Raw genomic sequence first — 337 nt, 5'->3', positions numbered from 1 at the left:
CGCGAGATCGATGAGGCGGCTCGGATCGACGGCGCGGGGCACGCGCGGATCTTCTTCCACGTCATCCTGCCGCTGATGGTCCCGGCCCTGGCGACCACCGCGATCTTCACCTTCATCTGGACCTGGAACGACTTCTACACCCAGCTCATTTACCTGACCGACCCGGACATGTACACCACACCTCTCGCGCTGCGCACCTTCGTGGACCAGCAGAGCGCGACGGACTGGGGCTCGGTGTTCGCCATGAGCGTCGTGTCGCTCGTTCCCGTCTTCCTCGTCTTCCTCGCCGGGCAGCGCTTCCTGCTGCGAGGCATCGCGACCACCGGCGGCAAGTAAC

The 337-nt window shown here is 65.3% G+C and carries 1 protein-coding gene; it reads left to right on the top strand.

From position 1 onward, the window contains the following. A partial coding sequence (locus tag IG99_RS43735; protein ID WP_037684626.1) for a carbohydrate ABC transporter permease occupies positions 1 to 336 on the top strand: 336 nt, incomplete at its 5' end. Position 337: the final 1 nt, after the last annotated feature.

The sequence above is a fragment of the Streptomyces griseus subsp. griseus genome, assembly GCF_000720255.1.
GTDB lineage: Bacteria > Actinomycetota > Actinomycetes > Streptomycetales > Streptomycetaceae > Streptomyces > Streptomyces griseus_I.
Note: the sequence above shows the minus strand (reverse complement) of the source record. Positions and strands in the feature narration are given on the sequence as shown.